The organism is Methylobacterium sp. NEAU K (assembly GCF_030700285.1).
Lineage (GTDB): Bacteria > Pseudomonadota > Alphaproteobacteria > Rhizobiales > Beijerinckiaceae > Methylobacterium.
In genome coordinates, this window is the sequence record NZ_JAUYZJ010000038.1 from 18,318 (window position 1) to 39,269 (window position 20,952).

At 71.9% G+C, this 20,952-nt stretch carries 17 protein-coding genes; 13 read left to right on the forward strand and 4 right to left on the reverse strand.

Annotation, left to right across the window (positions count from 1 at the left end; genetic code table 11):
* Nucleotides 1–119: 119 nt before the first annotated feature.
* The 9 genes from Q8W67_RS22880 to Q8W67_RS22920 all read left to right on the forward strand — a co-directional run bounded on the left by Q8W67_RS22880 (nucleotide 120) and on the right by Q8W67_RS22920 (nucleotide 11,195).
* On the forward strand, nucleotides 120–2,456 hold the full coding sequence (locus Q8W67_RS22880) for an ATP-binding protein (protein ID WP_370693937.1): 2,337 nt from the start codon (nucleotides 120–122) through the stop codon (nucleotides 2,454–2,456).
* Nucleotides 2,453–3,817 (forward strand): sigma-54 dependent transcriptional regulator, encoded by a 1,365-nt coding sequence (locus Q8W67_RS22885; RefSeq protein ID WP_305550094.1) that lies wholly within the window; start codon nucleotides 2,453–2,455, stop codon nucleotides 3,815–3,817. Before Q8W67_RS22880 ends, Q8W67_RS22885 begins: the two co-directional genes overlap by 4 nt.
* Nucleotides 3,818–3,983: 166 nt before the next feature.
* Complete coding sequence (gene hfq / locus Q8W67_RS22890; protein WP_007563033.1) at nucleotides 3,984–4,235, forward strand: RNA chaperone Hfq; 252 nt, start codon at nucleotides 3,984–3,986, stop codon at nucleotides 4,233–4,235.
* Nucleotides 4,236–4,608: 373 nt separating this feature from the next.
* Nucleotides 4,609–6,021 carry a GTPase HflX gene (hflX, locus tag Q8W67_RS22895; protein ID WP_305550096.1) on the forward strand — a complete coding sequence of 471 codons (1,413 nt, stop codon included), beginning with the start codon at nucleotides 4,609–4,611 and terminating at the stop codon, nucleotides 6,019–6,021.
* The gene (locus Q8W67_RS22900; protein ID WP_305550097.1) at nucleotides 6,021–7,415 is read left to right on the forward strand and encodes an adenylate/guanylate cyclase domain-containing protein; all 1,395 of its coding nucleotides are present in this window, start codon (nucleotides 6,021–6,023) and stop codon (nucleotides 7,413–7,415) included. Before hflX ends, Q8W67_RS22900 begins: the two co-directional genes overlap by 1 nt.
* Before the next feature lie 154 nt (nucleotides 7,416–7,569).
* Entirely contained in the window at nucleotides 7,570–7,797 is a 228-nt protein-coding gene (locus tag Q8W67_RS22905; protein ID WP_305550098.1) for a hypothetical protein, read from the forward strand.
* Between the two features lie 278 nt (nucleotides 7,798–8,075).
* Nucleotides 8,076–8,972: a putative selenate ABC transporter substrate-binding protein gene (locus Q8W67_RS22910; RefSeq protein WP_305550099.1), complete on the forward strand. Its 897-nt coding sequence runs from the start codon at nucleotides 8,076–8,078 to the stop codon at nucleotides 8,970–8,972.
* 28 nt (nucleotides 8,973–9,000) lie between these two features.
* On the forward strand, nucleotides 9,001–9,657 hold the full coding sequence (locus Q8W67_RS22915) for an ATP-binding cassette domain-containing protein (protein WP_305550101.1): 657 nt from the start codon (nucleotides 9,001–9,003) through the stop codon (nucleotides 9,655–9,657).
* Nucleotides 9,657–11,195, forward strand: a complete 1,539-nt coding sequence (locus tag Q8W67_RS22920) for an ABC transporter permease (protein ID WP_305550103.1) — start codon at nucleotides 9,657–9,659, stop codon at nucleotides 11,193–11,195. Before Q8W67_RS22915 ends, Q8W67_RS22920 begins: the two co-directional genes overlap by 1 nt.
* A gap of 10 nt (nucleotides 11,196–11,205) precedes the next feature.
* Here Q8W67_RS22920 and Q8W67_RS22925 read toward each other — a convergent pair whose 3' ends face one another.
* Both Q8W67_RS22925 and Q8W67_RS22930 read right to left on the reverse strand, forming a co-directional pair.
* Nucleotides 11,206–13,419: a TonB-dependent siderophore receptor gene (locus tag Q8W67_RS22925; protein ID WP_305550105.1), complete on the reverse strand. Its 2,214-nt coding sequence runs from the start codon at nucleotides 13,417–13,419 to the stop codon at nucleotides 11,206–11,208.
* Nucleotides 13,420–13,740: 321 nt separating this feature from the next.
* Nucleotides 13,741–14,976, reverse strand: a complete 1,236-nt coding sequence (locus Q8W67_RS22930) for an alpha/beta hydrolase (protein WP_305550107.1) — start codon at nucleotides 14,974–14,976, stop codon at nucleotides 13,741–13,743.
* A gap of 298 nt (nucleotides 14,977–15,274) precedes the next feature.
* Between Q8W67_RS22930 and Q8W67_RS22935 the strand changes: the two genes are divergently transcribed.
* A complete protein-coding gene (locus Q8W67_RS22935; RefSeq protein WP_305550109.1) occupies nucleotides 15,275–15,448 on the forward strand; it encodes a hypothetical protein in 174 nt (57 codons plus the stop codon).
* Between the two features lie 34 nt (nucleotides 15,449–15,482).
* Here Q8W67_RS22935 and Q8W67_RS22940 read toward each other — a convergent pair whose 3' ends face one another.
* Nucleotides 15,483–17,120: an acyl-CoA synthetase gene (locus Q8W67_RS22940; protein WP_305550110.1), complete on the reverse strand. Its 1,638-nt coding sequence runs from the start codon at nucleotides 17,118–17,120 to the stop codon at nucleotides 15,483–15,485.
* Nucleotides 17,121–17,200: 80 nt separating this feature from the next.
* A complete protein-coding gene (locus tag Q8W67_RS22945) occupies nucleotides 17,201–17,761 on the reverse strand; it encodes a PAS domain-containing protein (protein ID WP_305550111.1) in 561 nt (186 codons plus the stop codon).
* 379 nt (nucleotides 17,762–18,140) lie between these two features.
* Between Q8W67_RS22945 and Q8W67_RS22950 the strand changes: the two genes are divergently transcribed.
* From Q8W67_RS22950 to Q8W67_RS22960, 3 genes are all read left to right on the forward strand, one after another.
* Nucleotides 18,141–18,788: a ParA family protein gene (locus Q8W67_RS22950; RefSeq protein ID WP_305550113.1), complete on the forward strand. Its 648-nt coding sequence runs from the start codon at nucleotides 18,141–18,143 to the stop codon at nucleotides 18,786–18,788.
* Entirely contained in the window at nucleotides 18,772–19,185 is a 414-nt protein-coding gene (locus Q8W67_RS22955; RefSeq protein ID WP_305550114.1) for a ribbon-helix-helix domain-containing protein, read from the forward strand. Before Q8W67_RS22950 ends, Q8W67_RS22955 begins: the two co-directional genes overlap by 17 nt.
* A gap of 273 nt (nucleotides 19,186–19,458) precedes the next feature.
* Nucleotides 19,459–20,811 carry a septal ring lytic transglycosylase RlpA family protein gene (locus Q8W67_RS22960; RefSeq protein WP_305550116.1) on the forward strand — a complete coding sequence of 451 codons (1,353 nt, stop codon included), beginning with the start codon at nucleotides 19,459–19,461 and terminating at the stop codon, nucleotides 20,809–20,811.
* Nucleotides 20,812–20,952 lie beyond the last annotated feature (141 nt).

Genomic DNA, 20,952 nt, shown 5'->3' on the forward strand with positions numbered 1-20,952 from the left:
GTGGCCCTGCACCAGTCATGCCGTTCCTGCGACGCTCACCGCCTGTGGAAGGCACCGCGCCGGACCCCGACGGGGCTGCCCGCTCGCCTGCCACGTCGGTCGGCGCGGGGGTCGGCCAAATGTCGAGCCGAGGTTCGAGCCAGGAGGCGGGCCAGGATTCACCGGCCGCGGAGCCGAGGACGCTGGCGGATTCGCTGCGGCCCGGGCCGCGCGGGCCGGGCTGGATCGGCGCCGCCGTGGTGGTGACCGCGCTGATCTCGGCGCTGGCGACCTTCCTGATCCTCGCCGGCGTGATCCGGGTGACGCCGACGCCGGCCTACGGCGTGACGCTGCTCGCCATCAACGCCGTCCTGGTGCTCGGGCTCGCCTTCGTGATCGCCTGGGAGGCGCGGGTCTTCCTGCACGCCCGCAAGGCCAACGCGGCGGTCGCCCGCCTGCACTCGCGCATCGTCGGCCTGTTCTCGCTGATCGCGATCCTGCCCACCGTGCTCCTGGCCGTGGTCGCCTCGGTGACCATCGACCGGGGCCTGTCGCTGGGCTTCACCGACCGGGTCCGCGACGTGGTGCTCAAATCCGTCGAGGTCGCCGACGCGTATCAGGAGAACCAGTGCCAGTCGCTCGCCCGGGAGATCCGCATCCTGGTGGACGACCTCACCCGCGCGCGCCCCAACTTCGACGTGGACCGGGCCTGGTTCGAGAGCTTCCTGACCACCCGGGCGACCAACCTCGGCCTGCCGGTGGCGCAGATCATGCGCGGCCCCACCGACGTGGTCGCCCGGGCCAAGATCGACGTGCTCAAGCAAGTGCGCCTGCCCTCGGCGGCGGCCTTCGAGGAGGCGGCGAAATCGGCCGACCCGATCTGCCTGCTGCCCTCCGAGGGCCGGGTCTTCGCCGCGCTCCTGCGGATGCCGGCCTACGACGACGCCGTGCTGATGGTGCAGCGGGAGGTCAGCCAGCTCGCCATCGACTTCCCCGGGGTCTCGCGCGCGGCGGCGGCCGAGTACCTCACCTACGATTCGCTCCGGCGCTCGATCCAGATCACCTTCGCGTCGGTGTTCCTGCTGATCGCCCTGATCGCGCTGCTGTCGGCGGTGTGGTTCGGCATGAACTTCGCCAACCGCTTCGTCGCGCCGATCCGGCGGCTGATCAACGCCGCCGACCAGGTCGCGTCCGGCAACTTCTACGCCCAGGTGCCCACCAAGAAGACCAGCGGCGACCTGGCCCATCTCGGCGAGAGCTTCAACAAGATGACGCAGGAGCTGCGCCGGCAGCATGCCGGGCTGATCGCCGCCAACGACCTGATCGACACCCGCCGCCGCTTCACCGAGGCGGTGCTGTCGGGGGTCTCGCCCGGGGTGATCGGCCTCGACGCGGCGGGCTTCGTCACCATCGCCAACCCGGCCGCCGAGCGGATGCTCGACCTGGAGAGCGACGCCCTCGTCGGCCAGTCGCTGGCCCGCGCGGTGCCGGAGCTCGCCCCGGTGCTGGCCGAGAGCGAGAGCCGCCAGCGCGCCCTGCAGCAGCAGCTCCAGCTCACCCGGTCGCGGGGCGAGCGGACCGTGACCGTGCGGGTGACGAGCGAGCAGGCCCAGGAGACATCGCGCGGCTCGGTGGTGACGCTGGACGACATCACCGACCTCGTCCAGGCCCAGCGCAGCTCGGCCTGGGGGGATGTGGCCCGCCGCATCGCCCACGAGATCAAGAACCCGCTGACCCCGATCCAGCTCTCGGCCGAGCGCATCCGGCGGAAATACGGGAAGGTGATCACCGCCGACAAGGAGGTGTTCGACCAGTGCACCGCCACGATCGTGCGCCAGGTGGACGAGATCAAGCGCATGGTCGACGAGTTCTCGGCCTTCGCGCGGATGCCGAAGCCGGCGATCGCCCCCAACGACCTCACCGAGATCGCCAAGCAGAACCTGTTCATGATGCGCGTGGCGCACCCCGACATCGACTTCGCGTTCTCGGCCCAGGGCGGGGCGGGCGCCGCGGAAAAAATCGTGGCGGCCTTCGACATAAGGCTCCTGTCGCAGGTGATCACCAACATCCTGAAGAACGCCGTCGAGGCGGTGGCCGAGGTGCCCGAGGCCGAGCTCGGCAAGGGCAAGATCGCCCTGAACCTCGCGGTCGAGGACGGCTTCGCGGTGATCAGCGTCACCGACAACGGCAAGGGCTTTCCGGTCGAGGGGCGCCAGCGGCTGCTCGAGCCCTACATGACGACGCGCGAGGGCGGCACCGGGCTGGGGCTTGCCATCGTCAGCAAGGTGCTTGAGGAGCACGGCGGCGGGATCGAGCTGAACGACAACCCCGCCGGCCGCGGCGGGCAGGTGCGGATGCGGGTCCCGCGCGAGCACGGGCCCGAGCCGTCCGCGGCGGCCCCCGAGACCAGTCCCGTCACGACAGAGGAGAAGGGCGCCGCACCGACGGCCCCCCGGATCGCGGAGATGCACGCATGAGCGCCGATATCCTGATTGTCGACGACGAGGCCGACATCCGCGACCTCGTGGCGGGCATCCTCGACGACGAGGGCCACCGCTGCCGCACCGCCGGCGGGTCGGACGAGGCGCTGGCCGCCATCGAGGCGCGGCGCCCGCACCTGGTGTTCCTCGACATCTGGCTGCAGGGCTCCCGGCTCGACGGCCTGCAGGTGCTCGACCTGATCAAGGCGGCCAATCCCGACCTGCCGGTGGTGATGATCTCGGGCCACGGCAACATCGAGACCGCGGTCTCGGCCATCAAGGCGGGGGCCTACGACTTCATCGAGAAGCCGTTCAAGGCCGACCGGCTGATCCTGGTGGCGGAGCGGGCGCTGGAAGCCTCGCGGCTCCGGCGCGAGGTGCGCGACCTGACGGCGCGCTCGGGGACGGCCAACCGCATCGTCGGCGGCTCGCTCGCGATCAACCAGCTCCGCCAGACCCTCGACCGGGTGGCGCCGACCAACGCCCGGGTGATGATCACCGGGGCGCTGGGCTCCGGCAAGGAACTCGCCGCGCGCAGCCTGCACAAGGCCTCGGCCCGGGCGAGCGGCCCGTTCGTGCTGCTCAACGCGGCGGCGATCCTGCCCGAGACCATGGAGGCGGAGCTGTTCGGCGTCGAGGGCGAGACCGGCCGGCGTGTCGGCGCCCTGGAGGAGGCCCATGGCGGAACCCTCTACCTCGACGAGGTCGCCGACATGCCGCGCGAGACCCAGAACCGGATCCTGCGCGTCCTGGTCGACCAGAACTTCCAGCGGGTCGGCGGCACGACCCGCGTCCATGTCGACGTGCGGATCATCTCGTCGTCCTCCCGGGACCTGCAGGAGGAGATCGCCGCGGGCCGCTTCCGCGAGGACCTGTTCCACCGGCTCTCGGTAGTGCCGATCCGGGTGCCGGCCCTGTCCGAGCGCCGGGAGGACGTGCCCGAGCTGATCCAGTTCTTCATGGACAACATCTCGTCCCAGACCGGCCTGCCGAAGCGGGTGATCGCCGAGGACGCGATGGCGGTGCTTCAGTCGCACAACTGGCCGGGCAACGTCCGCCAGCTCAAGAACAACGTCGAGCGGCTGATGATCCTCACCCAGGCCGACCCGGACCAGGAGGTCACCTCCGAGATGCTGCCCTCCGAGATCGGCGCCCTGGTGCCGACCACCCCGGGGGGCGCGGGCGGCGAGAAGCTGATGAGCCTGGCGCTCCGCGAGGCGCGGGAGATCTTCGAGCGCGAGTACCTCGTGGCGCAGATCGCGCGGTTCTCGGGCAACATCTCGCGCACCGCCGAGTTCATCGGCATGGAGCGCTCGGCCCTTCACCGCAAGTTGAAATCCCTCGGCATCGGCCCGTGAGAGGGGCGCCGATCCGTCACGGATCGGACCGGCCGGGCCTTGCTTGCGCCCACGCTTTCGCGCGGTCATGCTGTATACACGGTCGCGCGCGGGATGATCGGACGATCCCGCGCGTGGCGTATCGATTCCGGGCTGATCGGGCCGGGACAACAAGAAGGCAAAGAAGATGGCGGGCGAACGCGCACAGAACCTTCAGGACACGTTCCTCAATCATGTCCGCAAGAACAAGATCCCGCTGACCATCTTCCTCGTGAACGGCGTCAAGCTCCAGGGCGTGGTCACCTGGTTCGACAATTTCTGCGTGCTGCTGCGCCGGGACGGCCACTCGCAGCTCGTCTACAAGCACGCGATCTCGACGATCATGCCCGGCCATCCGGTGCAGCTGTTCGAGCCGGACGAGACCGCCGAGAAGGCGTGAGCGGCCCCAGCGGAGGGCACGTCGGGTCCGGCGATAGGGATCCAGGATGGAACGCGGGTCCCCCTTTCCTGAAGGGAGAGGGATAGGCCGAGGGGTGCGACCTTCCCGGAAGAGGCTCGCGCCGAACGCGCGTCGATGGCGTGCTCAGTCCCAAGGCGTCTCCTCCCTCACCCCGACCCTTTCCCGCACGGGAGAGGGGGCGCATCGCGCCAGATCCCGCCCGATGCGTGACCGCGGTGGACCGTACGCGGGCCGTGCGGATATCTGCCCTGTTCCCCGCCTCAAGCCTTGGCCCGGCCCGCCCGCATCCCCATTCTGTCGGATCCGATCTCTCGAACGAAGCCGCCGGCGATCCGGCGGTGTCAAAGGCTGCATGAGCGAGACGCTGACGTCCGGCGAAGCCCGCCTCCAGGCGCAGGCCGCCCCCGAAGGGGAGATCGCCGCGGCGACCCACACCCTGGTGATCGGGCCCTACCCGGCGCGCGGGACGGGCGGCCCCGGACACGGTCCCGCCGCGCCGACGCGCTCCGTCGAGGCGCGCCTCGACGAGGCGACCGGGCTCGCCGCCGCGATCGAGCTCGACGTGATCGAGAGCCTCGCGGTCAGCCTGCCGCGCATCCGGCCCTCGACCTATCTCGGCAAGGGCCGGGTCGAGGAGATCGCCGGGCTGATCCGCGCCCGGGATATCGGCCTCGTGGTGATGGACTGCGCCCTCTCGCCGGTGCAGCAGCGCAACCTCGAGAAGGCCTGGGGCGCCAAGGTCATCGACCGCACCGGCCTGATCCTGGAGATCTTCGGGCGGCGCGCCTCGACCCGGGAGGGCACCCTCCAGGTCGAGCACGCGCACCTCGCCTACCAGAAATCCCGCCTGGTCCGGTCCTGGACCCACCTGGAGCGCCAGCGCGGCGGCTTCGGCTTCCTGGGCGGCCCCGGCGAGACCCAGATCGAGGCCGACCGGCGCATGATCCAGGAGCGCATGACCCGGATCGAGCGCGACCTTGACGCGGTGGTGCGCACCCGCGGCCTGCACCGGCAGAGCCGGGCCCGGGTGCCGTACCCGATCGTCGCGCTGGTGGGCTACACCAATGCCGGCAAGTCGAGCCTGTTCAACGCCCTGACCCAGGCCGAGGTCACCGCCAAGGACATGCTGTTCGCCACCCTCGACCCCACCGCCCGGGCGACCAAGCTGCCCCACGGCGAGACCGTGATCCTGTCGGACACGGTGGGCTTCATCTCCGACCTGCCGACGCCGCTGATCGCGGCCTTCCGGGCCACCCTGGAGGACGCGATCGAGGCCGACGTGCTCCTGCACGTGCGCGACGTCAGCCACGTCGATTCCGAGGCGCAGGCGGAGGATGTCGGCGAGGTGCTGCGCGAACTCGGCATCGAGACCACGGCCGAGCGGATCATCGAGGTCTGGAACAAGGCCGACCTCCTCGACGCCGACGAGCGCAACCGCCTCATGAACCTCAGCGGCCAGGCCAAGGCCCGCAACGACCGCGACAGCGCCGCGCCGGTGCTGGTCTCGGCGCTCACCGGGGAAGGGCTTTCCGCCCTCACGGCCCGGATCGAGGCGCGGATCGGCCGCCATCGCGCCAGCTTCGCGGTGTCGCTGCCGCCGGAGGACGGGGCGGCGCTCAACTGGCTCTACGAGAACGCCGAGATCCTCGACCGCCGGTCGGAGGCCGACGGCACCCTGCACCTCGCGGTGCGGATCGCCCCCGAGAAGGAGCCGCGCTTCCTCAACCGCTTCGGTGCGGCGCGGCGCCTCGGCCGGAGCGGGTGATGGCCTCGGGCGGGGCCCGAAGAGCGCTCTGCGACGAAGTGGCGACCGAGTCGGCGGAGCCCGCGCCGAAGAGCGCGTCACCCCCCGAGGCCGGAGCCGTTCCCGCCCTCCGGACGGCGCGGGAATCCGCCGCGCGCAAGGCGGAGGCGGACCGGGACGACGCCGCGGTGCTGCGGGCCATGCGGGCGGGCGGCGGCCTGCGCCTGCTCGGGCTGCGGATCGTCATCGTGCTGGTGCTGCTGATGGCGGCCCAGGCCTATGACGGCTCGCTGCACGCCCTCAGCCACTGGATCATCCTCGGCCTCTACGGCCTCGGGACGGTCTGGTTCGGGCTGGGAGAGCGGGGCGAGGGGCCGTCCGCCACCGCCTATGGCTGGGCCGGGACCCTGCTCAATGCCGGGCTCGCCGTCTACGTGATCATCGAGCACATGCTGGCCGGCGGCGGGGCGGGCCTCGGCGCCGACGCGGTGAGCCGGCTGCCGGCCTTCCTGCTCCTGCTCCAGACCGGCCTGAGCATGCGGGTGGCGCAGACGGTGCTGTTCTGCGCGCTGGTGACGGCGTGCTGGAGCGCGGCCTTCCTGGTCGGGCTGGCGCATCCGGAGCTGTTCCCGGGGCCGGACACCTTCCCGACCGCGCAGATCACCGGGCTCGCCACCTTCGTGGCGGCGGGGCTCCTGGTGGTCGACGGCGTGACCCGCCTGCGCGACGCGGTGGCGCGGGCGCTGCGCATGGAGCATGAGCGCGCCCGGCTGGCGCGCTTCGTGCCCGATGCGGTCGCCCTCGACCTCGCCGGCGAGGACGCGTTTTCCGCCCGGGGCGCGCACCGGCGCCACGCCTGCCTGATGGTCCTCGATATCCGCGGCTTCTCCCGGCTGAGCCGCGAGCACCCGCCCGAGGCGATGGTGGCGGCCCTGCTCGCCGTGCGGGCGGCCGCGCAGGCGGCGGTGGCGGAGCAGGGCGGCCTCGTGGACAAGTATGTCGGCGACGCGGTGCTGGTGCAGTTCGTGGTCGGCCGCCCCGACGCGCAGGCGCAGGCGGCGCTCACCTGCGCCCTGGCGATCCACGACCGGATCGCCGCCCTCAACGCCGCCCGGGCGGCGGACGGTCTGTTCACCCTGCGGGTCGTGGTCGCCCTGCATGCGGGCGACCTCCTGGTCGGCGTGTTCGACGACGGCGTGCGGGCCGAGTACACGGTGCTGGGCCCGGCGATGAACGCCCTGTCGCGCCTCGAGGGCCGGGCCAAGGCGGCCGAGATCGAGATCGCCGCCTCGGGGGATTTCCTGGACCTGCTCGGGGGCCCGCTGCCGCCGGGCGTCCGGGCCGTCCCGGTGCCGGACGCCGCGCCGTCCGGGCGGCCCGCCCTGTTCGCCATCGCGTCGGAGCCGGCCGCCTGAGGGCGGGCCCGTCCCTGGACTCCGCCGTCGGCGCCCGGGCGTCCTCCCGGGCCTCCGCAGGAGACCGCGCCCCGACACCCCCGTCCCGGGAACAAGCGCGGCTTTGATCCGTTCGGTCGGCGCGGCGCAGGGTCGCGGAGAATCGAACAGCCCTATGAACAAGCTCATCCTCGGCGCGACGCTCGCGCTCGGCCTCGTCCTCGGCGCCGCCAGCCCGACCCTGGCCTCCCCGGGCGACGGCCTCGACCGGAACGCCGCCGCCCAGGGCAATGACCGCTTCGGCGGCATGCACCGCAACGCCCGGAGGGAGTCCCGGATGATGCGCCATCACATGATGCACCGGCACCATCACCACCACATGATGCGCCGCCACTATCGCTGAGCGCACGGGTCCCGTGCCTGCACGATGGTCGTGCAGGCACGCTCCGGCGCGGGCGACGCGCACGGGCGGGGGCCGCCTTCGCGCGTGACGGGCCCGCGGCAAGGCGGCGCAGTCCGGCCGCGCATGGCCGTTTGCGCCCTTGAAGGAGGCCGACCGGACCGATTTTCGCAAGCATCACCGGGGACGTGATAGTGCCGGGCGGATCGGCTTCTGCTACGCCGCGTCCTGTTCTGCGCGTGCCGGGAGCCGGCGCCGCGCCGCGGCGCCACGAGGGATCGATGCTGGGGTTGGGACGGTTCGGGCATTTCGCCCTGGGATGCCTTGCGGCCCTGCTGGCGGCCGGCGGTCCGGCGCACGCGCAGGCGGCCAAGGCGGTGCCGCCCTTCGTCTTCACCGGCATCCCCGACCAGGACGAGAGCCGCCTGGTCGAGCGCTTCGGCAAGGTCGCGGCCTATCTCGAGGCCAAGCTCGGCGTGCCGGTGCGGTACATCCCGGTGAAGAGCTACCCGGCGGCGGTGACCGCCTTCACCAACGGCCAGGTGCAGCTCGCGTGGTTCGGCGGCTTCACCGGGGTGCAGGCCCGCAAGGCCGTGCCGGGTTCCCAGGCGATCGCACAGGGCGCCGAGGACGCGGCGTTCAAGACCTACCTCATCGCCAACGCCGCGACCGGGCTGAAGCCCGGCAAGGATTTTCCGAAGGACAGCGCCGGAAAGACCTTCACGTTCGGCGCCCGGTCCTCGACCTCCGGGCGGCTGATGCCGGAATACTTCATCCGGCAGGCCTTTCCGGGCCAGAGCCCGGAGCAGGTCTTTTCCCGGGTCGGCTTCTCCGGCGACCACAGCCGCACGATCCAGCTGGTGCAGTCCGGCGCCTTCGCGGTCGGCGCCGTGGACTATTCGGTCTGGGACCTCGACTCCAAGGCCGGCAAGGTCGACCCGAAGGCGGTCTCGGTGATCTGGGAGAGCCCGACATTCCCGGACTACCAGTGGACCGTGCGGGGCGACGTGGACCGGACCTACGGGGCCGGCTTCACCGAGAGGCTGAGGGCGGCGCTGACCGGCATCACCGACCCGGCGATCCTGGAGCCGTTCGGGCGGTCGAAGTTCATCCCGGTCACCAACGCCGCCTACGAGCCCCTGGTCGAGGTCGGCCGGTCCACCGGCCTGCTGGACTGACGCGGTGTCGGGCGCCGGGAGGCTCGGGATGGCGGTCGTCCTCGAGAACGCCTCGGCGGCCTATGGCGGGCGCACGGTCCTGTCGGGCATCGACCTGACCGTGCGGGCGGGCGAGCGCGTCGCCCTGATGGGCCGCTCGGGGGCCGGCAAGTCGACCCTGATCGGGCTGATCCAGGCCCAGGCGCCCGACCGGGTCGCGCTGGTGCCGCAGGCCGCCGCCCTGGTGCGCCCGCTCTCGGTGTTCCACAACGTCTATATGGGCCGCCTCGACCGGCACTCGACGCTGCACAACCTGCGGTGTCTGGTCCGCCCGGCGCGCGCCGACGTCGCCGCCGTCGAGGCCGTCCTCGCCCGGGTCGGCCTGGCGGACAAACTCTGGGCGAAGGCCGGCGAATTGTCCGGCGGCCAGCAGCAGCGGGTCTCGGTGGCCCGCGCCCTCTACAACGGCCGGCCGATGCTGGTGGGCGACGAACCGGTCTCGGCGCTCGACCGCCAGCAGGGCGCGCGGGTGCTGGCCGAGATGGCCCGCAGCCACGAGACCCTGATCCTGGCCCTCCACGACGTGACCCTGGCGCTGGCGCACACCGACCGGATCGTGGTGCTGAAGGCCGGGCGGATCGTCCTCGACGCGCCGGCCGAGACCCTGGATCCGGCGCGCCTGAGCCCCTACTACGAGGCCGCCTGATGCGGCTCACCCTTCCGAGGCCCGGCTATGCCGCGGTGAGCCGCTGGTTCCTGGCGGCGGCGCTCGCCGGCCTGCTCGTCGCGGACCTGCACGTCACCACGCTGCATCCCTGGGCCGACCTCGCGCGCCTGCTCGGCGGCCTGATCAGGCCCGACATCCTCGCGGTCGAGGGCTGGAGCGTGGTCTACACTCTGGCCTTCGCGGTGCTGGGGGTCGGGCTCGGGGCCGGAGCGGGTCTGCTGCTGGCGATCCCGTTCGCGCGCGCGCGCCCTGTCCGGCTTGCCTGCGCGGGCCTTCGCGCCGTGCACGAGCTGTTCTGGGCGCTGCTGCTGATGCAGGTGTTCGGCCTCTCGGCCGCCACCGGCGTGCTCGCCATCGCGCTGCCCTACGCGGGCATCTGCGCCAAGGTCTATGCCGAGATCATCGAGGAGGCCGATCTCGCGGCGGTCCGGGTGCTGCCCGCCGGCACCGGTGCCGTCTCGGCCTTCCTATACGCGCGCCTGCCCGAGGTCGCCGGGCGGATCCGCGACTACACCCTCTACCGTCTCGAATGCAGCCTGCGCTCCAGCCTGGTCCTCGGCTTCATCGGCCTGCCGACCATGGGCTTCTACCTCGAATCCGCCTTCCGCCAGGGCCGCTACGCCGAGGCCGGCGCGCTGCTCCTGGTGTTCTACGCGCTGATCGGCACCCGCCGGCTCTGGGTGCGCGGCTGGACCGTGCCGGTCCTCCTCGCCGGCGCGACGCTGGCGCTGCCGCCCGCCATCGGCAACGCGGCGATCGGGGCGAGCCTCGTGCGCTTCCTCGGTCACGACATCGTGCCGGCGCCCCTGCGCGGCGCGGCGCTGGCGGATCCGGAGACCTGGGCGCGGCTCTGGTCCTGGCTGCGCCCGATCCTCACCGAGCAGATCCTGCCCGGCACGGTCCAGACCCTGATCCTGGCGCAGATCGCGCTCGCGGCCACCGCCCTCGGAGCGCTGGTGCTGTTCCCGCTCACCACCCGGCGCTTCGCCGGGCCGCTCGGACGCCCCCTCGGGCGGGTGCTCCTCGTGGTGGTGCGCTCGACGCCGGAATACATGCTGGCCTATCTCTGCCTGCAGCTTCTCGGCCCCTCGATGCTGCCGGCGATCATCGCGCTCACGCTGCACAATGCCGGGATCATCGGCTACCTGATGGGCCGGCACGCCGACGCGCTCCCGTACCGGGCCGACGCGCCGACCGGCCTCAATCTCTACGCCTACGAGACCGTGCCGCGCCTCTACGGGCAGTTCCTGGCCTACCTGCTCTACCGCTGGGAGCTGATCCTGCGGGAGAGCGCGATCTTCGGCATCCTGGGCGTCACGACGCTGGGCTTCTACGTCGACGCCGCGATCTCGGAGCTGCGCCTCGACGTGGCCGTGGTGCTGATCGCCGCCACCGCCGTCGTGACCGTGGCGGTCGACGGGCTCTCGCGGGGCCTGCGCCGGTCCCTGCGCATCGACGCGCTGCCGACCCGCCTCTCCGGGCCGGCCATGCACGCCGCCGCGCCCGACCCCGCCTGACCGACGCGCCTCACCACCTGTAGCTCAGGCTCGCCAGGACCCGCCGCGCCTCGCCGTAGAAGCAAGAGTTGAACGCCTGGCAGGACGAGACGTAGCGCCGGTCGCCGATGTTCGTCGCGTTGACCTGCAGGCGCCAGCGATCCCAGTTGTAATGCACCTGCGCGTCGAACAGCACGGAGTCCGGCACCCGGTACAGGTTGGCGGCGTCGGCGAACGAGCGCCCGACATAGCGTACGCCGCCGCCGAAGCCGAAGCCGCGTAGGGCGCCCGTCGGGATGGTGTAGTCGGCGAACAGGTTGGCGAAGTTCTCCGGGATGTTGACCGGGACCTTGCCGATCGCGTCGGCCGTGCCGCGCTCGTTGGTCAGCCCGTAGATCGTGTAGGAGGCGGCCACGTTGAGGCCCTCGGCGAGGCTCGCCACGAGCTGCGCCTCGAAGCCGGTGGAGCGCACCTCGCCGAGCTGGGCCTGGAACAGGGTGTTGGCCGGGTTGGCGGTCAGCACGTTCTGCCGGTGGATGTCGAAGCCCGCGAGCGTGAGGAAGTAGCCCTGGCCCGGCGGCTCGAACTTGACGCCGCCCTCCACCTGCCGGCCCGTCTCGGGCCTGAAGGTCTGGTTGTTGATGTCGCTGCCGATCAGCGGCTGGAACGAGGTCGAGTAGCTGACATAGGGAGCGAGCCCGTTGTCGAAGTTGTAGATCAGCGCCGTGCGGTAGGTGGTGCCGGTGTCGCTGCGCCCGTTGCTGTTGGCGGGCGTCAGCCGGTCGCGGACGCGGTTGTCGGCGAAGTCCTGGCGGCCGCCGAGCAGCAGGGTGAGCCGGTCGGTGATCTTGATCTGGTCCTGGAGATAGAGGCCGAGCTGCTGGAAGCTGTCGGCGTTGACGAGGTAGGGTGTCGGGATGCCCGCCGGGCCACCGTAGACCGGCGCGACGATGCTGAGGTCGTTGGCCGGGAACAGCGACGCCTGATTGTCGTGCAGCTGATAGTTCTTGTAGTCGAGGCCCATCAGCACATCGTGGCGGAAGAAGCCGTCGGAGAACCGGGCCTCGCCCTGGTTGTCGACCTGGAACAGGTTGACCTTGGCGCTGTCGCGGAACTGGTAGCGCGCGAGCCGGGTCTGGGCGGCGTCGCTGTAGCCGAGCTGGCCGATATCGGAGTTCTGGTCGCTCTGATTGAAGGCGTAGCGCAGGTTCTGCCGGACCGCGAACGTATCGTCGAAGACGTGCTCGAACTCGTAGCCGAGGGACGCCTGGTCGCGCTGGAAGGTGTTGAAGCCGGCATCGCCGACGTTGAGCGCGCGCGGGATGCGCAGGCCCGAGAGGTTGGGCCGCACGGTGCCGAGATAGGGCAGGAAGTTCGCGGTCACCGCCGTGGTGTCGTGCTGGAAGCTCGCCAAGACGGTGATCTTGGTCGACCCGTCGGGCTTATAGGTCAGGGCCGGGGCGATGGAGTAGCTGTTGTCCGGCGCGCCATCGACCTGCGTTCCGCCCTGGCGGCCATAGCCCGTCAGCCGATAGAACCAGTGGCCGTCCTGATCGGCCGGGCCGCCGAGGTCGAAGGCGGCGTATGCTTGGCCGAACGAGCCGCCGCCGACCTCGACGGAGCCGAACGGGTCCTGCGTCGGACGCTTGCTGATCGTGTTGACGATGCCGCCCGGCGAGCCGGCCCCGAACAGGACCGAGGCGGGCCCGCGCAGGATCTCGATGCGCTCCAGCCCGAACGCGTTGGTCCTGAAGTAGCCGAAGCCGTAGTTCAGGAGCTGCAGCCCGTCCCGGTAGACGCCGTAATCGCTCACCACGAAGCCGCGCAGGGTGAGGTAGTCGATGCGCGTGTCCGCCCCGAAGGTGCCCGCGTAGGCACCGGCCACGTATTGCGTCGCCTGGGTCAGGGTCTGGGCGTTCTGGGCGTCGATCTGCTGGCGCCCGATGACCGTGATCGATTGCGGCGTCTCGATCAGCCGGGTGTTGGTCTTGGTGGCGGTGGCCGAGCGCGTCGCCACGTAGCCGTCGACCGGGCCGGTCGGGCTCTCCGCCGCGCGCGCGGCCGCGCCGGGCCGCGCCGCCTGGACCGGGCCGCCGCCGCGGCTCTCCACGCTGATCTCGTCGAGCTGCACGCTGCCTTCGGCGGGCGGGGCGGCGACACTCGGGGCGACCTGCGCCAGCACGGCGAGGGACGCCCCGGCGAGGCGGGCGCGCAGGGCGCCGGGACGGGGGTGAGCGACTCTCATCTGACGTGGCCCTTCCGATCTGGCCCTGTGCGACACCGCGGGCAGCCGACCGCGTTCGCCGGAATCGCTCCCGGCGTGGCTGATGGGCTCTTTAGAATGGTGATAAACTACTGTTTTTATTGATCTTTCTGTCGCCCGCAGTACGGACGGACGGGCTCAGCCGCAAGCGGGCCTCGCGCGGAAGGCGATGGTTGTTGCGGTTTCGACACGTGTGGGTGGGAGCGCCCGCAGGCGTCCCGGCGGGCGCAGCCGGGCAGGAACCCGCGCGGCACGGCCCCGCGGATCGGCGCGGATCTCCGTGGGCGGCGCGGCCGGGCCGGGCTACTTCACGCGGCTGGCGAGCCAGGCGGCGAGGGCATCCGCCACGGCGTCGCTGTTGGCTTCCAGCATCATCATGTGGCCGTTGCCGCGCAGGCCCTGGTCGGCCAGCCGGATCACGTCGGGCCTGGCGCCGGCCTGGGCCAGGAAGGCCACCGTGCAATCGTCGTAGGTGGCGTGGAACGAGGCCTCGGCGGTCACCACCACGGCCGGCACCTTGGCGAGGTTCGGCAGGGTCCGGGCGGGATCGGCCTGCAGCCAGCAGCGGATATGGCCGTCCGCCGCCTTGGCCTGCTGCACCACCGCCAGGTCCTCCGGCGCCTTGACCGGCGGGTCGAAGGTCAGCGGCATGCGGGTCAGGCCGTAGGCGCGGGCGCGCCCGTCCCCGGACTTCTCCCAGAACTCCTTGCCGCCGCGGAACTGCACGTCGAAGAAGGGCGGCCCGTTCGGCTCCACGGTGACATGGGCCTTCACGAGGTCGGGCCTTGCATCCGAGACCGCCCAGCCGAACAGGGCCGACTGGCCGTGGGTGATCAGGATCGCCGGGCCGATCTTCTCGAGGAGCGCCACCAGGGCCGGGTCGACCAGCTCCTCGGTCTGCTGGCCGTTGGCCAGGAACGGGACCTGACTGGCGAAGAACTGGTCGAAGCCGGGGTTGCCCTGCACGCCGGCGCCCCCCGGCCAGCGCGTGTGGAGCTTGGCCTGCGGGAACAGGTCGTAGACCTCCGGCGCCGTGTAGGTCTTCTCGAGGCTGCGCGTGCCGAGCCGGTCGTAGGGGCCGTAGACCTCCGGGTTGGTGCCCGAGCGCCCGCGCCCGACCTGATCGACGACGTAGACCCGATAGCCCTTCTCGACGAAGCGCTGCACCCAGCCCGGCCGGCCGTCGGCGGTGGCCAGGAAGTTCACGCCGGTCTGGGCCAGGCCGTGCACCATCACGACCGGGTAGGGCTGCGTGATCCGGACCGGCGCGCGCGACTGCACGAACATCTGGCCGACCATCACGGTCTTGTCGCCGAGCTTCTGGTAGCGGCCGCCGATGTAGAAGTAGCCGGCCCGGGTGACCGGCTCGGATGCGCCCGTCGCAGGAGCCGACGCAGGAGACGACGCAGGAGCCGACCCCTGGCCCGGCGGTTGGGGCGGCGCCCCCTCCTGGGCTCCTGCCGGTGCCGCGGCCATGATCGCTCCGTGAGCGGCGAGCAGCGCCGCCAGAGCGCCGTTCGCGATGCCTCTGACGGCCATGCGGTCCCTCCCCGGACGCGCCCCGCATCCGTGCCGGGCTTATTGCGGGAAACGGAGCCTTCGGCCAGCCTCCAACGGGGCCCGCGAAAGGTCCCGTTCCGCGCCGCGCGCTCGGCCGGGACGGAGGCGCGGCGCGAGAGGCCGGTGCCCCAGCCCGAACCCAGGCGCATGCCAGGCTCCATCACCGCGACGCTGGTGAAGCCGCGGCCGCGTGCCCACCTGGAGACCTTGCAGACGCCGCCCGCGGCGCCCCCCGCCCAGGCCGCCCGCGGCGGGACGAACGAAGGACTCCAAGCCCGTGGATCCCGCAACCGCCAAGACCCTGGTCTCCGCCGCTCTCGTCGCCTCCATCGCCCTGTTCAGCCTCGTGTCGGTCCAGGCGCTCCTCGCCCAGGTCGCGGCCGATCTCCGCGGCGCGAAGGCGGTGCGCGTGCCTGTGCGCGCGCACCGGCGGGCCCCCCCGCGGGGCTGAGCCGGACGCGCGGGCCCCTCGCCCCGGTCCCGGCTCAGTCCCCGTCCTGCCGGGCCCGCTCGCGCAGGATGAACTTCTGCACCTTCCCGGTGGAGGTCTTCGGCAACTCGCCGAAGACCACGTGGCGCGGGAGCTTGTAGGCGGCCAGCCGCCCCCGGCACCACTGGATCAGCTCGTCGGCGCTGGGCGTCGCGCCCGGCTTAAGCTCGACGAAGGCGCAGGGCGTCTCGCCCCATTTCGCGTCGGGCCTGGCGACCACCGCGGCGGCGGCCACCGCCGGGTGCTTGAACAGCGCGTCCTCGACCTCGATCGACGAGATGTTCTCGCCGCCCGAGATGATGATGTCCTTCGACCGGTCCTTGAGCTGGATGTAGCCGTCCGGGTGCTTCACCCCGAGATCGCCGGTGCGGAACCAGCCGCCCCGGAACGCGGCCTCGGTGGCCGCGGGATTCTTGAGGTAGCCGCGCATCACCACGTTGCCGCGCATCATCACCTCGCCGATCGTCGCCCCGTCGGCTGCCACCGGCGCCATCGTCTCCGGGTCGCGCACGTCGAGCGCCTCAAGGACCGGGTAGCGCACCCCCTGGCGGGCCTTCTTCGCCGCCCGCTGGTCGGCCGCCAGCGCGTCCCAGTCCGCGTGCCAGGCATTGACCACGGCCGGGCCGTAGCACTCGGTCAGGCCGTACAGATGGGTCACGTCGAAGCCGGCCTCCGACATGCCGGCCAGCACCGCCTCGGGCGGAGGCGCGGCGGCGGTGAAGAAGGCCACGCGCCGGGGCAGGGGACGGCGCTCGGAATCGGGGGCGTTGATCAGCATCTGCATCACGATCGGTGCGCCGCAGAGATGCGTGACCCCGTGCTCGGCCATCAGCCGGTACATCGCCTCCGCCCGGACCTGGCGCAGGCAGACATGGGTGCCGGCCACCACCGACAGGGTCCAGGGGAAGCACCAGCCGTTGCAGTGGAACATCGGCAGGGTCCAGAGATAGACCGGGTGCTGGCCGAGCCCGCCCGTGATGACGTTGCCGAGCGCCAGCAACGCCGCGCCGCGGTGGTGGTAGACCACGCCCTTCGGGTCGCCCGTGGTGCCCGACGTGTAGTTCAGCGCGATCGCGTCCCATTCGTCGTCCGGGAGCCGCCAGTCGTGCTCCGGGTCGCCGCCCGCCAGGAACGCCTCGTAGTCGGTCTCCCCGAGGCGCGCGCCGGTCCCGTCGTATTCCGGGTCGTCCACGTCGATGACGAGGGGCCTCGTCTCCAGGCCCTCCAGCGCTGCGGCGGCGGTCCGGGAGAATTCCCGGTCGGTGATGAGCACCTTGGCCTCGCCGTGCTCCAGGCAGAAGCGGATCGCGGCAGCGTCGAGACGGGTGTTGAGGGTGTTGAGCACGGCCCCGGTCATCGGCACGCCGTAGTGGCACTCGATCATCTCGGGGGTGTTGGCGAGCAGCGCCGCCACGGTATCGCCGCGGCCGATCCCGCGCCGCGCCAGCGCCGAGGCCAGGCGGCGGGCGCGGTCGTAGAGGTCCCGGTAGGAGCGCCGCAGGTCTCCGTGGATCACGGCGACCTGATCGGGGAACACCCGCGCCGCCCGGTCGAGGTAGAGCAGGGGGGTCAGCGGCTGGTGGTTGGCCGGCACGCGGTCGAGATCGCGGTCGTAGATCGTATTGCGGGCCATCCCATCCTCCCGGCAAAGTATTGCCGGGACAGTAGCTTGTCGGCACGGGCACGATCAATCGCGCGCGCCGGCGAAGGCTCTCAATGACGCGCCTCGTCCTCGGGCTCGGGCAGGAAGCGGGCGAGCTCGAAGCCGATCTCGATCATCAGGCGCTCGATGCCCTGGGTGAGCGCCGGCCGCTGCAGGGCCCGGGCGAGGTCGCGCAGGGCGATGATGTGCTCGGCCATCCGGTTCACGACGCGCTCGCTCTGCACGAGGTTGGCCGCCTGCTCCTCCGTGCGGTCGATGGCGATGCCGCAGCCCTGCATCGTGCGGCCCGCGGGGTCGCGCTCGATCCGGCCGCGCATCAGCAGGGTGCGGATGCCGCTGCGCGTGTCGCGGGTGCGGAACTCCGCCTCCATGGGGCCGCCGGTCTCGGCGACCGCGTGCAGGTAGCTCTCGATCCGGATGCGATCCTCGGGATGGGTCCGGTCCAGGAAGGCCTCGAGGGAGACGCCGGTCGCGGCCGCCTCCGGGTCGAGCCCGAGCAACCCCGCCAGGGAGGCCGAGAGCGCCAGCCGCCCGGCCCAATGATCGTGGACCCACGTCCCGACCACGCCGGAGGCTTCCAGTACGGATTGCGGGATCGGGGATTCGGCCATGCCATTCCTCGCCGGGGTGTCGAGCGCCATCAAACCTGAGGTTTTTAAATTCAACGCGTCGCTGGCGCCGACCGTCGTGACGCTACGGTATCCTATTGGCTCTGGAAAGGCCGTTGAGGCCTCAGCCCCCGCAAATATTAACCTGAAGTTTAGGTAGGCCGCCACCGCCACCATCATGTCCGGAATTGGCGGGCCGCTGCGGGGGCGCGGCTTTAACGAGACGTTAACCATGACGGCCGCAGCTTGGCTCGGGACATCCTTGGGTCACAGGATCGCGGCAGCCCGCGATTGCGCACCTGAGGTTGCCCGACGAGGGCGCCGCAATCGCGATTGCGGGCGCCCCGGACGGATGCGCGGGGCCTTCTGGAGGACGCCCAGGATGAAAGCGATCACCTTCGTCACGCAGAAGGGCGGCAGCGGCAAGAGCACGCTGTGCATCTCCCTGGCGGTGGCCGCCCGGGAGGCGGGCCACACGGTCTGCATCCTGGAGATGGACCGGCAGGCCACGATCTCGGACTGGCTCGACCACCGCACCGCCGACGGCCCCGAGGTGGCGCAGATCGACGCCACGCAGATCGACGCCGTGATGGAGCGCCTGCGGGATTCCGCCTACGACTACGTGTTCATCGACACGCCGGGCGTGGATTCCACCGGCACGCTCTCGGCGATCCGCGCGGCCGACCTCTGCATCATCCCGTGCCGGCCGACCCCCGCCGACCTGCGGGCGTTCAAGCCGACGCTGGCGGCGGTCTACCGGCTGGAGAAGAAGTTCGCCTTCGTGCTGAACCAGACCCCGCCCCGCTCCTACCGGGTCCGCGACGCGGCGGACGGGCTGGCGGTGCTCGGGATCCTGCCCGACGTGAACATCGTCGCCCGCACCGACCACCAGGACGCCATTGGCCTCGGCCAGGGCGTCACCGAGTTCAACCCCAAGGGACAGGCCGCCGGAGAGGTCCGCCGTCTCTGGTCCTGGATCGAGCGCCGCACGCAGTTGTTGAGGACGGGCCAGCATGTCCAAGCCGCCTAAGCTCAGCCTCGCGGCGATCGTCGCCTCGGCGAGCCCGCCGGCCAAGTCACTCTCGGCCAAGTCTCTCTCGGGCAGGTCTCTCTCGGGCAGGTCTCTCTCGGGCAACTCCCTGTCGGCCACGCCCCAGGCCGCGCAGGCGGCGTCCGCCCGGCCGCAGAGCGCGGAGATCGTGTCCCTGGCGCTCGCGCCTCCGGCGACCCGGCCCGCCGCCACGCTCAAGCAGCGTGCCCGGCAGATGTCGGTCTACCTGGAGCCGCCGGTCTACGATCAGCTGCGGGACCTCGCCTATGCCGAGCGGACCAAGATGCACGCCCTGATGCTGGAGGGTCTCGACCTGCTGTTCAAGCAGCGCGGCGCCTGTTCCATCGCGCAGCTGACCGAGTCGCAGTCCCGCTGAGCCGGCCCGGGACGGCACCGGCCGTCCCGGCGGCACGGATGTCGCGCAGGTCCGGATCTCGTTCCACATCAACGCCCTGTTCGGCGTTCCTGACGTGACGCGCGAGGATGCGCGCGGCCGTGGGAGCGCCGACCGCCTCCCGAATCCGATATCGTTCAGGCTTCCTTTACGCGACCGACACAATCCTGAGTGGACCGGTCTGGGCCTCGCGGCGCGGCCGGCTCTGGTCCGTCGCCGGGCCGCGGTCCCGCGTAGAGTTTGGTGAACCCCGACATGGTGCGCACGACGCTCCCCAGGCCTGCGCGCCTCGCCCTGCGGCTGATGGCCGTCTCGGGCGTGGCCCTGGCCACGGCCAACTGTGCCACCACGCCCCAGCAGAAGCTCGCCGCCGGCAACGGCATCGACCCGAAATACGGCGTCAAGGCGAGCCCGCGCCTCTACAACGAGGGCGACGTGATCCCGAAGGGCGGCGGCCGCCGCTACACCGGCAAGCCCTACGTGGTGGCCGGCCAGACCTACGTGCCCAAGGAGGATCCCCGCGGCTACGTGCGCGAGGGACTGGCCTCCTGGTACGGCTCGGCCTTCCACGGGCGCATGACCGCCAACGGCGAGGTGTTCGACCGCCACTCCATCGCGGCCGCCCACCCGACCCTGCCGCTGCCGAGCTACGCCCGGGTGACGAACCTCGACAACGGCTACTCGATGGTGGTGCGCGTCAACGACCGCGGCCCCTACCATGCGGGCCGCGTCATGGACGTGTCCGAGGAGGCGGCCGAGGCCCTGGGCTTCCATCGCCGGGGCACCGCGCGCGTGCGGGTCGAGTATGCCGGCAAGGCCTCGGTGGCCGGCAGCGACGACCGCAAGCTGCTCGCCAGCCTGCGCACCGACGGGCACCCGGCCGGCCGCTCGACCGTGATGATGGCCGATCTCGGCCCCTCGGAGGAACCGGAGCGCTACGCGCGCTCGGCCCCCGAGCCGCTGGCCTTCAAGCCCGCTCCCGAGCGCGAGGAGGCGCCGCAGCCGGAGCGGCCCGCGCCGGTGCGCGCCCCGATCGTGCTGGCCTCCGCCGCGATGGCGGTGCCCGCGGCCGTGCAGCCGACCGCCCCCCGCGTGCGGGACTTCCGCCCCGCGCCGGTACAGATCGCCGCCCACCAGGCGGCGGGCACCAAGTCGGCGCCCGTGACGGTCGCCGGCCTGAACCCGGCCCTGGGCCACAGCGCGCCGTCGGCGGCCGGGCACGCGGCCGTCCTGAAGCCCGCGATCGCGAGCCGTGCGGCCGTCGCGGAGACCCTCCGCCCGCCGGCCCCCGGCTCCGCCCGAGCGGGCGCGCCCGCCCCGGCGAAGCTCGCCGCCAGGGGCGCGCCCGCGGCGCTGCCGCCCGCGGCCAAGTCCGCCATGGCACGCCTCGCCTCCGCGGCGGCACCCGCTAGGATCCAGGCCCCCGCCAAGGCTCCGGCCCCCGCCAGGATCGAGGCTCCGGCCAAGGTTGCAGCGGCCGGCAAGGCCGCGGCCCCCGCCAAGGGTGCGGCACAGGCCAAGACGGCAGCACAGGCCAAGACGGCAGCACAGGCCAAGACGGCGGCACCGGCCGGTGCGCGGCACGCCCGTCTGGCCGGGATCTACTGAGGCGCCGAGCGGCCCGGACGTCCGGCCCCGGCCCTGCGATGCGGCATTTCGCATTCGATCCGACGCCGAAACCGTAATATGGTCACGCTTGTTATCCGGATGCGGCTGGAGTTCCTCCGGCCGGGCGACAGGCGCGGGACG

Coding starts and splice junctions, on each gene's coding strand:
- Q8W67_RS22905 (WP_305550098.1), top strand. CDS start 7,570: ATGAACAAGCTCATCCTCGGCGCGACGCTCGCGCTCGGCCTCGTCCTC.
- Q8W67_RS22900 (WP_305550097.1), top strand. CDS start 6,021: ATGGCCTCGGGCGGGGCCCGAAGAGCGCTCTGCGACGAAGTGGCGACC.
- Q8W67_RS22910 (WP_305550099.1), top strand. CDS start 8,076: ATGCTGGGGTTGGGACGGTTCGGGCATTTCGCCCTGGGATGCCTTGCG.
- Q8W67_RS22880 (WP_370693937.1), top strand. CDS start 120: ATGTCGAGCCGAGGTTCGAGCCAGGAGGCGGGCCAGGATTCACCGGCC.
- Q8W67_RS22925 (WP_305550105.1), bottom strand. CDS start 13,419: ATGAGAGTCGCTCACCCCCGTCCCGGCGCCCTGCGCGCCCGCCTCGCC.
- hflX (WP_305550096.1), top strand. CDS start 4,609: ATGAGCGAGACGCTGACGTCCGGCGAAGCCCGCCTCCAGGCGCAGGCC.
- Q8W67_RS22940 (WP_305550110.1), bottom strand. CDS start 17,120: ATGGCCCGCAATACGATCTACGACCGCGATCTCGACCGCGTGCCGGCC.
- Q8W67_RS22945 (WP_305550111.1), bottom strand. CDS start 17,761: ATGGCCGAATCCCCGATCCCGCAATCCGTACTGGAAGCCTCCGGCGTG.
- Q8W67_RS22930 (WP_305550107.1), bottom strand. CDS start 14,976: ATGGCCGTCAGAGGCATCGCGAACGGCGCTCTGGCGGCGCTGCTCGCC.
- hfq (WP_007563033.1), top strand. CDS start 3,984: ATGGCGGGCGAACGCGCACAGAACCTTCAGGACACGTTCCTCAATCAT.
- Q8W67_RS22885 (WP_305550094.1), top strand. CDS start 2,453: ATGAGCGCCGATATCCTGATTGTCGACGACGAGGCCGACATCCGCGAC.
- Q8W67_RS22915 (WP_305550101.1), top strand. CDS start 9,001: ATGGCGGTCGTCCTCGAGAACGCCTCGGCGGCCTATGGCGGGCGCACG.
- Q8W67_RS22920 (WP_305550103.1), top strand. CDS start 9,657: ATGCGGCTCACCCTTCCGAGGCCCGGCTATGCCGCGGTGAGCCGCTGG.
- Q8W67_RS22955 (WP_305550114.1), top strand. CDS start 18,772: ATGTCCAAGCCGCCTAAGCTCAGCCTCGCGGCGATCGTCGCCTCGGCG.
- Q8W67_RS22950 (WP_305550113.1), top strand. CDS start 18,141: ATGAAAGCGATCACCTTCGTCACGCAGAAGGGCGGCAGCGGCAAGAGC.
- Q8W67_RS22960 (WP_305550116.1), top strand. CDS start 19,459: ATGGTGCGCACGACGCTCCCCAGGCCTGCGCGCCTCGCCCTGCGGCTG.